Genomic DNA, 13,907 nt, shown 5'->3' with positions numbered 1-13,907 from the left:
AGAAAAATTATGGAGGATACTTTATGTTTAAGCATTTGTGTGATTATTTATTAACTCTTCATCCTATTTTTTTAGGGTTTTTGGGTTCTGTTTTTACTTGGTTTACCACTGCTTTTGGAGCAGCTGCTGTTTTTTGTTTTAGGCGAGTCAATAATAAAATAATGGATGCTATGCTTGGATTTTCGGCAGGAATTATGATTGCTGCTAGTTTTTTTTCGCTTATTAAACCAGCAATAGAAATGGCAGAAGAGCTTGGTTATGTTACGTGGATACCTGCAGTTTGTGGTTTTCTTTGTGGTGCATTTTTTATATATATTGTAGATGTATTTGTGCCAGACCTTGAAAAGTTAACATTTATTGATGAAGATTTAACCAGACATGGAAAGAAGGATTTTTTGCTTTTTACAGCTGTAACTTTGCATAATTTTCCCGAAGGACTTGCTGTTGGTGTTGCTTTTGGTGCTCTAGCATCTTCTCCTGATCTGCATACTTTAGTTGGAGCTATGATTCTTACATTGGGAATTGGTATTCAAAATATGCCAGAAGGTGCGGCTATTTCTTTGCCTTTAAGAAGAGGCCATGTTCCTTTATGGAAGTGTTTTAATTATGGACAAATGTCAGGATTGGTGGAAATTATTGGAGGCTTTTTGGGTTCTTATGCTGTTTATACTTTTACTAGAATTTTACCCTTTGCTTTATCCTTTTCTGCAGGTGCAATGATTTATGTCTCAATTGAACAATTAATACCTGAGGCTAAAAGGAAAGATATTGATAATAAGATCCCGACCATATTTGGAGTTATTGGGTTTTCTTTAATGATGTTCCTTGATGTTTCTTTGGGTTAATTTAACCAAATTTACCGGTGATATATTCTTCTGTTTTAATATTCTTAGGATTGAAGAATAATTCATCTGTTTTGCTTTCTTCTTCAATGTATCCATTTAAGAAGAAAGCTGTTCTGTCAGATATTCTTCCAGCTTGTTGCATATTATGAGTTACTATTATGATGGTGTAACTTTCTTTTAGATTTATTATTAGTTCTTCAATTTTACCTGTTGATATTGGATCAAGAGCGGAGGTAGGTTCATCCATTAGTATTACATTTGGTTCTATTGCAAGGGTTCTTGCAATGCAGAGTCTTTGTTGTTGTCCTCCTGAAAGACTTAGTGCATTTCTGTTAAGTTTGTCTTTTACTTCATTCCATAATGCGGATTTAATTAAAGATTTTTCAACTATTTCATCAAGCTTTTTTTTATCTTTGATGCCATGGATTTTGGGGCCATAACTTATGTTGTCATAAACTGACATTAAGAATGGATTGGGAGTTTGAAAAACCATTCCTATTTTTCTTCTAAGTTCTAAAACATCAAAGTTATTTGAATAAATGCTTTTACCTTCATACATAACTTTTCCTTCTATTTTAACTCCTTCAACAAGGTCATTCATTCTATTAAGTGTTCTAAGGAAAGTTGATTTACCACAACCTGATGGACCTATTAATGCAGTGATGCTATTTCGTAATATTGATATATTAATGTTACTTAGTGCTTTAAAATCTGTATAAAATAAATTTAAATTTTCTGTTTGAATGATAGCTTTGTCTTGGTTCATTTGCTAAATCCTATATAATTTGTTAATTAAAAATTTTGATATTAGATTTATTAATAATATTATTATTATGAGTATTGATGCTGTTGCAAATCCTTTATCTAAATATCCCTCTTGAAATAGTAATAATAGGTGTACAGTTAGACTTCTTGACGGTTCATTTAAAGTGCTTGCAAGTCCCAAGTTTGTTCCCATTGTAAAGAGAAGTACAGCAGTCTCTCCAAGGGCACGTCCTATTGCAAGGACTATTCCTGTTAATATTCCTGGATTGGCAGCGGGTAATAAAATTTTAATTATAGTCTCTGTTTTATTGGCGCCAAGTGCAAACGATGCGTATTTGTATGATTTTGGAATTGATTTTAGTGATTCTTCTGTTGTTTTGACAATCATTGGTAATATCATTAAAGAACTTGTGATTGCTCCTGAGAGTATTCCCATTCCAAAAATTGGAACAAAAAATATAAGTCCAAAGAGTCCAAATATAATGGCAGGAATGGATGATAAGATGTCAACGCTCATAGATACTGTTTTATAGAATACTTTGTTTGAAGTATACTCTGCAAGCATTATTCCTGTACCAATTCCTATTAAAATTGAAATTATTGCTGTTAGTAGTATGACATAAAATGTATTTAAGATTAAATAAGAAATACCTCCATATTTTCCAGAATTTCTTGGTGTAGATAAGATGAAATTTAAATTTAAAGGCATGCTTTTTTTTATATCATATAATTTTAAAAAAGGTGCATCACTTTTATAAAAGTAATGCCAGGGTACAATTGCAATTGTACCTTCATTTTTTTCTACCATTTTTATTGCATTTGGATCATAATCTGAGTATTTTATGATATTCAATTTGATATCTTTAGATATTAAATCATTCCAATTTGCTTTTCCTATGAGTAGTTTTTTGATTTGCTGAAGGTTTATTATGTCAATAATTTCATTTTCACTTTTTTGTAATGTTTTTTTCCCTACTAAAATTGATATAGATTTTATTCTTAGTGATTTAATTTTTGGATATTTTTTAAAATCTAATTTTTCAAGATCATCTTTGGTGAGGTATCCAATAGCGCCGTTTGTTTGATTTATAGCTTCTATCATATCTTCACTTGATTCGACAAGTTTTATATATCTGTTATTGAATTTATTATTTTTGATAAGAGTTTGTAGTATTACTTCGTTTGACATATTTGGTTGAGAGCTTGCAATTGGTACTATGTCAAGATTTTGGTCTGAGATACTACCCCAGTGTGAGATCTTGTTGTTGTATATGTTATAAATATCTTGAGTAGTAATTTCGTTAATTTTAATGCTTTTATTGATAATGAATGCTATTTTGACTGTATTGTTATTTGATTTAAATGGTAAGAAATGTGTTGTTTCATCTAAGAATAATGATTCTTTTTTGCTTGTAAAGAATATCGAATTGTATACTATGTAGGATATTATAAATAACAATAATGTTATTAAAAAATAAGCAATAAATTTGATTATGCAAAATGCAATTTGATTAAATAGTTTATTCATTTGAATTTTTTTCACTTGATTTTTAGCCTTTTAGATGAAGATAAAATCAGATGTTTAATTGAATTTGTTATTATAACTAGTGATAGCAATACCAATGCTGTTGCAAGTAGAGCTTCTTTATGAGTTCCAGATGCATATGCCATGTCTATTGCAATGTTTACTGTTAGTGTTCTAATAGGTGAAAAAATATTTCTTATAAATAGGGGTGAACCACCACCAACCATTAAAACAGCTATTGTTTCACCAATTGCTCTTCCTATTGCTAGTATTACTCCTGCTAAAATGCCTTTACTAGCCGAAGGAATCATTACCTTGTATATTGTTTGCCAATCCGTTGCAGCCAGTGCAAGAGATGCTAATTTATATGATTTTGGGACAGTTTTAAGAGATGTATATGAAACACTAATTATTGTTGGGAGTATCATTATACTTAAAACTATTATTGAAGTTATTAGATTATATCCTAAATTGTCTTCTCTTATAAAAGTGTTTTTTATAAGAGAAGATATAAATGTGCTTCCAAAAAATCCATATACTACACTTGGAATTCCTGCTAAGAGTTCTATGATCGTTTGCAATGTTTTTTGGTAGATACCTTTAGTTTTTTCAGATAAATAGATTGCAAATCCAAGGCCAATTGGTAGTGCAATTGCAACAGAAAAAAATGTTGTTAAAGCGGAATTTATAATAAAAGATAAGATACCATAAGATTTTTGTATTTTACTGGTAGGATTCCAATCTGTGCTGAATAAAAAATTTAAAATATTAATTTTATTGTTCAAAAAAGGTGTTATTCCATTTTTAATAATAAATAAGATTAATAATAATATTATTAGAGTACTAATTGTTGCAGATGCAACAATAAAGCATTTAAAAGCCAGTCTAACAATATTTCTTTTTGTTTTTAGAGTTAATTGCATTCTTTAAAAGAGTTCCCCTATAGAAAGAAATTGAATCTTGATAAGATTATATTTAATTTAAATACTTAGTCAAATTTTTTCATAGTATTAATTATTTTCAGTTGTATTGACCTTTATAAACCCTTGTTCTTCAATGATGTCTTGTCCACTTGGACTTAATATAAAATTGATGAAATCAAGTGTATTTTGATCTTCAGAAATATTGTTTGTTATTGCTATTATTTTTCTCTTTATATCATATTTATCCTTTATTATTGTTTCTTTTGTAGGATATATGCTGTTTATTGATAATGTATGCAGGCCTTTTTCTATTGCACCTCTTGCATATCCAAAGCTAATATAACCAATTGAGTTAGGTGTAAGACTGATTTTTTCAATTACTTCTCCATTAGATTTCACGATAATGCTATCTTTTCTAAATTGAGCTTCTTCAAGATTTTTCAATATTTTTTCAAGAACTAGTTCTTTGATAGATGAATAGGAACCTGATGAAGAATCTCTGTTTATAAAGTTAATTTTGGCATCAGGACCTCCAACTTGTTTCCAATTACTAATATTACCATTTAAAATTTTTACTAAATCTTCTTCTGTAATGTTTGTAATCTTGACATCAGGGCTTGTAATAAATATTAAAGCATCATAAGCAATAATTGTGACTTTTGCTCCCTGAGCAATTTCTTCTTCAGTTGCATCTCTTGAGGAAATTGCCATTTTATAAATACCATCGAATAATCCTTTAATACCTACACTGCTACCTTGAGCATCATAAGTTACTTTAAGTTGATCGTTAATTTTTTGGTATTTTAAAATCATTTCATCCATAATAGCAGTTGTTGAAGTAGATCCACCAATTGCGATGACATTTTCTTTGTTTTTGGTACAATTGCTAAACAAAAAAGCTAGCAAGATAGTAAAGAGTATTTTGATAACCTGCATTAAATTAACTCCTTTTACAACTATATATAATATCATTAATCTTAGATAAGTCAATGAATAGTAAATATTTTGATTTTTTGATATAAGTTATTATACACATTAGAAATTTGAGGTATTAGATGAGTACAATTAAATCCGGAGATATTGATAAAGGTTCTTTTTTGCTATTTAAGGGTATGCCACATATTGTTCTTGAGCGTGAATTTTCAAAAATGGGTAGGGGAGGTTCCATTGTAAGATTAAAACTTAAAAATCTTAAAAATAAATCTGTTATTAAGGAAACTTTAAAAGGATCTGATACGGTGGAGGAAATTGAAGTGTTAGAGGTTAATTCTCAATATCTTTATAAAGATAATGAGAGTCTTATTTTTATGGATTTAGAGACATATGATCAATTTAGTGTTAATTTAAGAGATGTTGTAAATCTTGAAGATAAGGTTTTATTTTTGCAAGAAGCCGAGGTTTATTCTCTTATTAAGTGGGGTAATGAAGTTATTGATTTGAAGTTGCCACCAAAGGTTGCATTTGAAGTTATAGATGCTGAGATTGCTGTTAAGGGAGATACTGTTACTAATGCTATGAAAAATGTTACTTTGCATACAGGTTTGGTAGTAAAGGCACCTCTTTTTATTAATATTGGGGATAAAATTTTAGTTAATTCTGAAACCAAAGAATATGCTGAGAGAGTTAAAGTTTAATATAGTATTATTTTTTTTAATAATTTTTTGTTCTTGTGAGATGAACTATCCTGAGATCAGGGAAGTTGATTATGTAATTAATTATTATTTTAATAAAGATAAGTTTGATTATTTTATGACTTTTGATTTTGCTGTTAAAGTTTTAAATGCTGGTACTCTGAATAAGTTTATTATTGAAAACATGGATAGTAGAGAATTTATAGAAGTAGTTAAAGATAAATATTCATCTTCTTTTGTTAATTCTATTCTTGGACAGGATGTTCTTTATTGTAAAGACTTAAGATTTAATTTTGCTGATAAAACTTTTGATAGTTTCGTGGCAAAGGTTCATCTTATTGATTCTGGAATGAGAGTATATAGCAAGGATGTTATTATAAGTTTAAATTTGTCAAATGAAGAATTGGCCTCAATTTATGATCATGTATATAAGTCAAAAGATGTAGAAAAGTTAAATGAAATTAGTAGTAATAATTTATTTTTAATTAAAACCTCCAAAGATGAAATTAATTTTTTATATTCAATTGTTAAGATTAATGACTTAATGAATATCCAGATGGATGATAATCTTGATACTTATATAGGATTTTATCATATGGGTAAGTATTCTAATCTATTTTTTAAACTAAACTAATTTGGGCCCACCAGGACTTGAACCTGGGACCACCCGATTATGAGTCGGGTGCTCTAACCAACTGAGCTATAGGCCCCATAAGCTTTATACGCATAAAGCTTAGAAATACCATAGATCATTATATTGATTTTTTATTGATTGTCAAGTTCGTCAATTTCATCTTGTATAGTTTCTATTTTTGAATTTAGTTCATTTAATTTTATTTCTATTGATTCTTTATGTTTTATAAGTTGTTGCATTTTTGTTTGTATTTTTATAATTTCACTTTTTTTTATTTCTTTTATGAGTTCTTTATTCAACTTTGATATTTGCTTACTTAAATTTTTTATTGTTTCTAGGGATGAATTTATTGTTCCAGTTTTATTTAAGCCCTTTTCTGTTTGTGATAGTTCAACAAATTCTTCGGCTATCTTTTTTAAGATAGATTCTTTTTTAAATTGAACAATATTTATAGTCCGTTTTATTTTATTTTTATTATGCATGTTATTTGTTGTATTTGCATGTTTAATTTCGTTATTTATTTTTAAAATTTCTGTTTTCATTTCGGTTATTAATTTATATTCTTCAATAATTTCTGTGCTTAAGTCTTTATTCTCTATAAATTCATTAACAGTTTCCTCTAAATTTTCGGATTCTAAGTATTGTTTTAATATTTTGTTTTCAAATTCTTTTGACATTTTTTTTATGTTTGTTTTATTTCTTTTGTCTTTGAGCATTTGTTTTATATTTATAATAAGTTTTTTAAAAAAATTGATCTTTTCTTTACAATTTATTATTTCTGTTGTTTTATATTTATCTTTTGCAAGAGTTGATTTGATAAAATCCAGGTTATGTTCTAAAATCATTGACAGATTGTTTGGGTATTTATTTATGATGATTTCAATAATTTTTTTGAGCTTTATTTCATAGGCTTTTAAGATATGTTTTTCTCTTGATGTATAATCTTTGTTTTTTTTATATAATTCGTTTAATTTGTGTGTGACTTCTTCTGATTTATTTAAATTTGCTTTAAGTTGAGATATTTCTTTTTCAATTAACTTTAAGGAGGTATAAGATTCTAGTTTTTTAAGTTCTATTATATTGCTATTTTTAAGTTCTTTTCCAAGTTCAATTAATGCTTTATCCTTTTGTTGAATTAGTTTTTGAATTTTATATTTAAGATCTTTTCTCATAAATAACTTCTGTGTTTATTTTATTGTCTGTTGACACTTTTTTCAAGTTCAAATTTAGTAATTTTATGATAAATTTTTCTTCCATGTGGGCAGTGTTTTAATTTAAGATTAAAAAATTCATTTATTAAGAATTGACTAAATTCTAGGCTAATTGTGTCATTGCATTTAATGGCTTGTCTACAGGCAAGAGTTGCATATAATTCGGTTTCAAGAGAGTCAATTATTTTACTTTTTCTTGTCTTGAAAAATTGAATAATAATATTTTCATATTTGTTGCAAATATTGGGAATAGATTCAAGTCTATAAGTTTGGTTTTGTATTTTTTTTACTATGATGTCTATTTTTTTATATTCTTCTAATTCACTTGTTAATATTTTATCTGTATCTTCACATTCTACTTGAAATTCAATTGGTACTAAAAGTTTTTGTATAGTTTTTTCTGAATTTATTAGTGTTTGATATATGATTTTTTCATGGAGTGCATGTTGGTCTATAAAGTAAATTTCATTAGCGTTTTCTACTATTAAAAATTCTGAAAATAATTGTCCCATATATTTAAATTCATTTGTTTGTGTTGATTTTTGAAAGTTATTTGGCATTTTAGAAGTTTTTATAAAAATTTTTTGGATATGCTGTTTAAATGATGGTTTGTATTTTTGTGGTATTTGACCTTCAAATTTTACTTTATCTTCTATTATATTTGTTACTTTATTGTTTTTAGGTTTATCTAGGATTAAAGCTTCATCTTGTGTAATTTCATATGTTTTAAAATTAGAATTTGTTAAATCGTTTTCAGGGTGTAATAAATGAGCATCGTTTGTTAATTGTCTTTTTATTATTACATTATGATAATCTTGTAAAATTTCTTGTTTTTCTCTATCAAAAAATTCATTAATATTATTTGAAATTTGTTTGGGCAAAAATGGCAAATTAAAAAATCTTACTTCCTTTTTTTGAGGATGTATATTAAAGTCAACATGTGTAGTGTCTATTTCTAGGAATAAGTAACATACAGGAAAATTTTTGTAAGTTAATATTCTACTGTGTCCATTTATTATTGATTCAGATAAGCTTTTCTCTTCAATAGGTCTTCTGTTAACAAATATTTTGATGTTGCGTCTATCTTTTCTTGAGAAATTAGGTGGAGCGAAAAATATTTTCATTTTTACATGATCATATTCAGCTTCTATTTTTCCAAATTTGTTGTTTTCTATTATCTCTCCATATACACTTTGAACTCTATCTGCTAGACTCTCTTTAAAATATACTTTTTTCAGTTCTTTATTTACACTTAATTTAAAATCAATACCAGGATGAGTTACAGCTTTTTCTTCGAACACTTTTAAACACATTTTAGTTTCTATAGAGTCTTTTTTTAAGAATCTTTTTCTTGCTGGAAAGTTGTGAAATAGATTTGTAACATCTACCATTGTGCCATTTATTGCAGATTGTTTTTTAAAATATTTTTCAATACCATTTTCAATTTCAATTTGATAGCTATTTTCTCCTGTAGTAGAACTTGTTATCATAAGATTTGAACAAATGGCTATACTTGACAAAGCTTCTCCTCGAAATCCTAATGTTTGGATTCTCTCAAGATCCTTTTCTTCGTTTATTTTTGAAGTGGTATGAGGTAGATAACATATTTTCAAATCTTCTTTGCTAATTCCACTGCCATTATCTGTTATTAGTATTCGTCGAATTCCACCTTCTTCAATAAAAACTTCTATTTTGTCTGCTCCAGAGTCTATTGCATTATCAAGTAATTCTCTTAAAATAGAGCAAGGTCTATCTATAGCTTCTCCTGCTGCTATTTTTTGTACCAGAGTTTTATCTAGAAATTTTATTTTGTTCATTTGCCTATTATTTCTGTTATTGTTTTATTTTGTGTATAATTAGGAAATTTTTTAATAACTTCTTTAAGTATTTTGTCATTACCATATTCGGTATATTCTATTATTCCTAATGCATGTAGAGCTTCTGGATTGTTTGGATTTATTTTTATATATTCTTTTAGTTTTTCCATGGCTTTTTTATTATCTTTAATAGCAAAAAAGGTAGTTGCAAGATTGTATTTTGCATCAATATTTGATTGAGCTTCTGCTTTTTGAAAAACTTCTATTGCTTTTTGATAGTTTTTTTGATTTTTATAGAGTATGCCAAGATTATTTAGTGCTATTGCATGATTTTTATTACTAATCTTTTCAAGAATTGATATTGCTTTTGGTATGTTTTTTAATTTTTCATATGCCTTTGCTAAATTTATATGAGCCGTAATATTGTCAGGATTTTTTGAAATTACAGTATTATATAGCGGTACTGCTTCATTATAATTTTCTTTTGTTAGATAAATAGATGCTTTTAAATATAAATATTCAGTTTGTGTTGGATTTATATTAAGAGCTTTATTTATATTTATGAGTGATTCATTGAGATGGTTATTTTTAAAATTTGCCATTGATAAATTGTAAAACATAATATCATTTTTTTCATTAAGTGAGGTATTTGATTGCTTGAGATATTTTTCACTGTTTTTAAAATCTCCAAGATGATTTGCTATAATGCCTGCTTTTAAAGCGTAATGAGGATTTTTTGTAATTTCATAAGCTTTCTTAAAACTAATGAAAGCATTTTGTTTATCATTATCTTGTTCTTCTGCTATTCCTTTTTTATAATAGGCGTTATCATAATTTTGATCTATTGCGATTGCCTTTTCGAATTCTTTAATTGCTTGTTGTGGTTTATTTAATGCTATTAAACTTGTTCCTTTATTTGTGTATGCTTTTTTGTGTTGTGGGTTTAGAGATATTGCTTTATCAAAAGCTTGGAGTGATTCTTCATATTTTTTAAGTTTAAATTTTATGATGCCAAGTTTGTAGTGATCTTCTTCATTGTTTGTTGTATTTGCAATTTCTTCATAAATTGTTTCTGCTTTTTTTAAATTTTTTTGTTTTTCATTTTTTGATGCTAGCGTTTTAAGGGCTTGTAATTTTTGTGAATTTTGCATAGATTGATTTGTTTGTATATTAGGGTCTTTTTCTGTTTGTATTTGGGTGTCTATTGGTTGCTCTTTTATGGGTGGAATTTCTTCTATAGGAAGTTTTTGTTTTAAAAGCTCCTTTTCCAAAGGAGCTTGTCTTTTACTAGTTTGGTTTGGTTTGACATTTTGTTTTATTAATTTGATTAAAAGTTGAGCTGCTTCTTGATTTTTTTGTTTATCAATTAAATCATTAATTTTACTAAATTGTTCATTTAGTCCTTTTTTTACAAGTTCATTAATTCTTTCTTTTGCAAGTAAAGAATTGCCAGTATTAATATTATCTAATATTTCATAAAGTATTTTTTTTGTTGAATAATTATAAGGTATTTCTATTTTGTCAATAATTTGATTTTTAGGTGTGTCTTTTATGTTTTCTATTTTAGTTTTTGGTTTACTGATGGTAAAGTTTTCCTTTTTTGCTGTAGTTTGTTTTGTATTATCTTGTATCAAATTATCTGTTGTTGCTTTATCTTTATTTTGGTGATCTGTTTTTATAATTTTTTTTGGCTTGGTGTTTGTTTGATCTGTATTGGTTTGATCTAATTCTTTGTTTAAGCTTGCTTTTAGTTTTTGCAAGTTAAATAAATTTTTTTTATCATCTGTATCATTCTTATTTTCTATATTTGATTTCTGTTGTTCTTTTATTGTGTTTTTATTGTTGTTTAAATTTTGGGGTATTGTATTTTGATTGAATTCTAAAATATTTTCATTTGCAATACCAGTATTATCTTGTCTATCAGCATAATTTTCTATTTTTGTAGTGTCTTTGATGTATTTATTGTTAAAAGCAATTTCGGAGTTTTCATTATCAAGTGGTATTGATTGTTCTTTTCCTTGTATTTTATCTAATATTTGGTTAGCAGTATCTCTTTGTAAATTTTTTGATTCAAATGGACTATCATTTGCAAGTTCTGAGAGAGTGTTTTCAAGCATTGCAATGTCTGTGTTTTGAGGATATCTATCTTTTAGAATTTTTGTTATTGAATGTGCTTTTTTATAGTTTCTATCCATAATGCTGTTTTTGACTTCATTTAACATTATTTCTTGGTTATTCTTATTGAGTCTTTCTTTGTATATATAATAACCAAGACCTCCAAATGAGGTAATGAGTAATATTATTAAAATTATTAGTATGGGTAAATTTTTTCTTTTATTCATCTATATTTAACTCCTCTTGCCAATTAATTTTGTCTAATTCAATTAAAGAATTTGTTTTTACATTATCGGCAAATTTTTCTTTAAGCATTGTTTTTTTATTTTGATGTTCTTTTTTGTGTTGTTGATTGTTGTTTTGATTTAGATTTTGTGAATTTTGATGTTGCTGAGGTTTTTGAGTAGGAGTTATTTCTTTTTTGTGTTGTTGATTGTTGTTTTGATTTAGATTTTGCGAATTTTGATGTTGCTGAGGTTTTTGAGTAGGAGTTATTTCTTTTTTATGTTGTTGATTGTTGTTTTGATTTAGATTTTGTGAATTTTGATGTTGCTGAGGTTTTTGAGTAGGAGTTATTTCTTTTTTATGTTGTTGATTGTTGTTTTGATTTAGATTTTGTGAATTTTGATGTTGCTGAGGTTTTTGAGTAGGAGTTATTTCTTTTTTGTGTTGTTGATTGTTGTTTTGATTTAGATTTTGCGAATTTTGATGTTGCTGAGGTTTTTGAGTAGGAGTTATTTCTTTTTTATGTTGTTGATTGTTGTTTTGATTTAGATTTTGTGAATTTTGATGTTGCTGAGGTTTTTGAGTAGGAGTTATTTCTTTTTTATGTTGTTGATTGTTGTTTTGATTTAGATTTTGTGAATTTTGATGTTGCTGAGGTTTTTGAGTAGGAGTTATTTCTTTTTTGTGTTGTTGATTGTTGTTTTGATTTAGATTTTGTGAATTTTGATGTTGCTGAGGTTTTTGAGTAGGAGTTATTTCTTTTTTGTGTTGTTGATTGTTGTTTTGATTTAGATTTTGTGAATTTTGATGTTGCTGAGGTTTTTGAGTAGGAGTTATTTCTTTTTTGTGTTGTTGATTATTGTGTTGATTTAGATTTTGTGAATTTTGATGTTGTTGAGATTTTTGAGTAGGAGTTATTTCTTTTTTGTGTTGTTGATTGTTGTTTTGATTTAGATTTTGTGAATTTTGATGTTGCTGAGATTTTTGAGTAGGAGTTATTTCTTTTTTGTGTTGTTGATTGTTGGGTTGATTTAGATTTTGTGAATTTTGATGTTGCTGAGGTTTTTGAGTAGGAGTTATTTCTTTTTTGTGTTGTTGATTGTTGTTTTGATTTAGATTTTGTGAATTTTGATGTTGCTGAGATTTTTGAGTAGGAGTTATTTCTTTTTTGTGTTGTTGATTGTTGTTTTGATTTAGATTTTGTGAATTTTGATGTTGCTGAGGTTTTTGAGTAGGAGTTATTTCTTTTTTGTGTTGTTGATTGTTGGATTGATTTAGATTTTGTGAATTTTGATGTTGTTGAGATTTTTGAGTAGGAGTTATTTCTTTTTTGTGTTGTTGATTGTTGTTTTGATTTAGATTTTGTGAATTTTGATGTTGCTGAGGTTTTTGAGTAGGAGTTATTTCTTTTTTATGTTGTTGATTGTTGTTTTGATTTAGATTTTGTGAATTTTGATGTTGCTGAGAGTTTGAAGACTGTTTTTCAGTGCCAAACTCTTGTTTATTTTCATATTTTTGCGTATTTTCCTGTTCTTTTGGTTTTCCTTTGGCAATGTGTTCTTCGCTTCTATTTTGTAAAGTTTTATCGAGTTTTTCTAGATCAGCTTTTTTATTTCTTAAAAGGTCTATCATATGTAGAATGGCATTTTTTTTTGAGCTTTCATATCTTAGTGTAATAAATTGAGAGTAATCATGAATTGCCATGGTGTATGAATCCCACGCATTTTTATAATCTTTTTCTTTAAAATTAATTTTTCCTTGTTCAACATAAGAATTTGCTCTATTGAGGAGTGCCTTATCATAGTTGGGCATATTTTTGATAGAGCTAGAATAATATCTTATTGCTAAGTTATAATAACCTTTACCTCGTTTAAACATTATGTTTCCCAGTTCAAAATATAATTTGTAATCAATATTTCCCCCTATTGCAATTCCGTCAAGAAGGGCACCTTCTGCTTCTGTTAATTGATTGTTTTCTCTATAAGCTATTGCTAGGAAGTAGTATCCGTCTTGTTCTTTTGGATGTTTTTGAATGGCTTCACTTAAGATTTTTATTGCTTGTGAATAATTTTTATTTTTTATTTCTTCTTGTCCAAGTTTAATTAGTCTTTGAGAATATGCTAAGCTTGAATTTAGTAATAAAATAAGCAAGACAATCAAATTTTTAAGCAATAATAAACATTTCTTCATATCTTCTATATGTATTATTTTATTAC

General features: G+C 27.1%; 11 protein-coding genes and 1 tRNA gene. 3 read left to right on the top strand and 9 right to left on the bottom strand.

Annotation, left to right across the window (positions count from 1 at the left end; all coding sequences use genetic code 11):
• The first annotated feature begins 23 nt into the window (after nt 1-23).
• A complete protein-coding gene (locus BDU_RS01090; protein WP_012537985.1) occupies nt 24-845 on the top strand; it encodes a ZIP family metal transporter in 822 nt (273 codons plus the stop codon).
• A 1-nt stretch (nt 846) separates the two neighbouring features.
• Here BDU_RS01090 and pstB read toward each other — a convergent pair whose 3' ends face one another.
• The 4 genes from pstB to BDU_RS01070 form a co-directional block, all read right to left on the bottom strand.
• Entirely contained in the window at nt 847-1,611 is a 765-nt protein-coding gene (gene pstB, locus BDU_RS01085) for a phosphate ABC transporter ATP-binding protein PstB (RefSeq protein WP_012537984.1), read from the bottom strand.
• Nucleotides 1,612-1,614: 3 nt separating this feature from the next.
• Nucleotides 1,615-3,153, bottom strand: a complete 1,539-nt coding sequence (gene pstA / locus BDU_RS01080; RefSeq protein WP_012537983.1) for a phosphate ABC transporter permease PstA — start codon at nt 3,151-3,153, stop codon at nt 1,615-1,617.
• Complete coding sequence (gene pstC, locus BDU_RS01075; RefSeq protein WP_012537982.1) at nt 3,150-4,058, bottom strand: phosphate ABC transporter permease subunit PstC; 909 nt, start codon at nt 4,056-4,058, stop codon at nt 3,150-3,152. The genes pstA and pstC overlap by 4 nt, the downstream gene beginning before the upstream one ends.
• 87 nt (nt 4,059-4,145) lie before the next feature.
• Complete coding sequence (locus tag BDU_RS01070; RefSeq protein WP_041177687.1) at nt 4,146-4,994, bottom strand: substrate-binding domain-containing protein; 849 nt, start codon at nt 4,992-4,994, stop codon at nt 4,146-4,148.
• A 119-nt stretch (nt 4,995-5,113) separates the two neighbouring features.
• Between BDU_RS01070 and efp the strand changes: the two genes are divergently transcribed.
• Entirely contained in the window at nt 5,114-5,692 is a 579-nt protein-coding gene (efp, locus tag BDU_RS01065; protein ID WP_012537980.1) for an elongation factor P, read from the top strand.
• On the top strand, nt 5,670-6,323 hold the full coding sequence (locus tag BDU_RS01060; protein WP_012537979.1) for a hypothetical protein: 654 nt from the start codon (nt 5,670-5,672) through the stop codon (nt 6,321-6,323). The genes efp and BDU_RS01060 overlap by 23 nt, the downstream gene beginning before the upstream one ends.
• Nucleotides 6,324-6,325: 2 nt before the next feature.
• Here BDU_RS01060 and BDU_RS01055 read toward each other — a convergent pair.
• From BDU_RS01055 to BDU_RS01035, 5 genes are all read right to left on the bottom strand, one after another.
• Nucleotides 6,326-6,399, bottom strand: a tRNA-Ile gene (locus BDU_RS01055).
• 55 nt (nt 6,400-6,454) lie between these two features.
• Nucleotides 6,455-7,495 carry a hypothetical protein gene (locus BDU_RS01050; RefSeq protein ID WP_012537978.1) on the bottom strand — a complete coding sequence of 347 codons (1,041 nt, stop codon included), beginning with the start codon at nt 7,493-7,495 and terminating at the stop codon, nt 6,455-6,457.
• 20 nt (nt 7,496-7,515) lie between these two features.
• Nucleotides 7,516-9,351 carry a DNA mismatch repair endonuclease MutL gene (mutL, locus tag BDU_RS01045; protein ID WP_012537977.1) on the bottom strand — a complete coding sequence of 612 codons (1,836 nt, stop codon included), beginning with the start codon at nt 9,349-9,351 and terminating at the stop codon, nt 7,516-7,518.
• Nucleotides 9,348-11,693, bottom strand: coding sequence for a tetratricopeptide repeat protein (locus BDU_RS01040; protein WP_012537976.1), 2,346 nt, complete (start codon nt 11,691-11,693; stop codon nt 9,348-9,350). The genes mutL and BDU_RS01040 overlap by 4 nt, the downstream gene beginning before the upstream one ends.
• Nucleotides 11,686-13,881, bottom strand: coding sequence for a tetratricopeptide repeat protein (locus tag BDU_RS01035; RefSeq protein WP_012537975.1), 2,196 nt, complete (start codon nt 13,879-13,881; stop codon nt 11,686-11,688). The genes BDU_RS01040 and BDU_RS01035 overlap by 8 nt, the downstream gene beginning before the upstream one ends.
• Nucleotides 13,882-13,907: the final 26 nt, after the last annotated feature.

Source organism: Borrelia duttonii Ly, from assembly GCF_000019685.1.
Taxonomy (GTDB): Bacteria; Spirochaetota; Spirochaetia; order Borreliales; family Borreliaceae; genus Borrelia; species Borrelia duttonii.
This window is presented reverse-complemented; position numbering and strand designations above follow the sequence as displayed.

Bases quoted from the DNA above. Each gene is read 5' to 3' on its own strand.
- efp (WP_012537980.1), top strand. From the start codon at position 5,114: ATGAGTACAATTAAATCCGGAGATATTGATAAAGGTTCTTTTTTGCTA.
- BDU_RS01035 (WP_012537975.1), bottom strand. From the start codon at position 13,881: ATGAAGAAATGTTTATTATTGCTTAAAAATTTGATTGTCTTGCTTATT.
- pstC (WP_012537982.1), bottom strand. From the start codon at position 4,058: ATGCAATTAACTCTAAAAACAAAAAGAAATATTGTTAGACTGGCTTTT.
- BDU_RS01070 (WP_041177687.1), bottom strand. From the start codon at position 4,994: ATGCAGGTTATCAAAATACTCTTTACTATCTTGCTAGCTTTTTTGTTT.
- BDU_RS01090 (WP_012537985.1), top strand. From the start codon at position 24: ATGTTTAAGCATTTGTGTGATTATTTATTAACTCTTCATCCTATTTTT.
- BDU_RS01060 (WP_012537979.1), top strand. From the start codon at position 5,670: ATGCTGAGAGAGTTAAAGTTTAATATAGTATTATTTTTTTTAATAATT.
- BDU_RS01040 (WP_012537976.1), bottom strand. From the start codon at position 11,693: ATGAATAAAAGAAAAAATTTACCCATACTAATAATTTTAATAATATTA.
- BDU_RS01050 (WP_012537978.1), bottom strand. From the start codon at position 7,495: ATGAGAAAAGATCTTAAATATAAAATTCAAAAACTAATTCAACAAAAG.
- mutL (WP_012537977.1), bottom strand. From the start codon at position 9,351: ATGAACAAAATAAAATTTCTAGATAAAACTCTGGTACAAAAAATAGCA.
- pstB (WP_012537984.1), bottom strand. From the start codon at position 1,611: ATGAACCAAGACAAAGCTATCATTCAAACAGAAAATTTAAATTTATTT.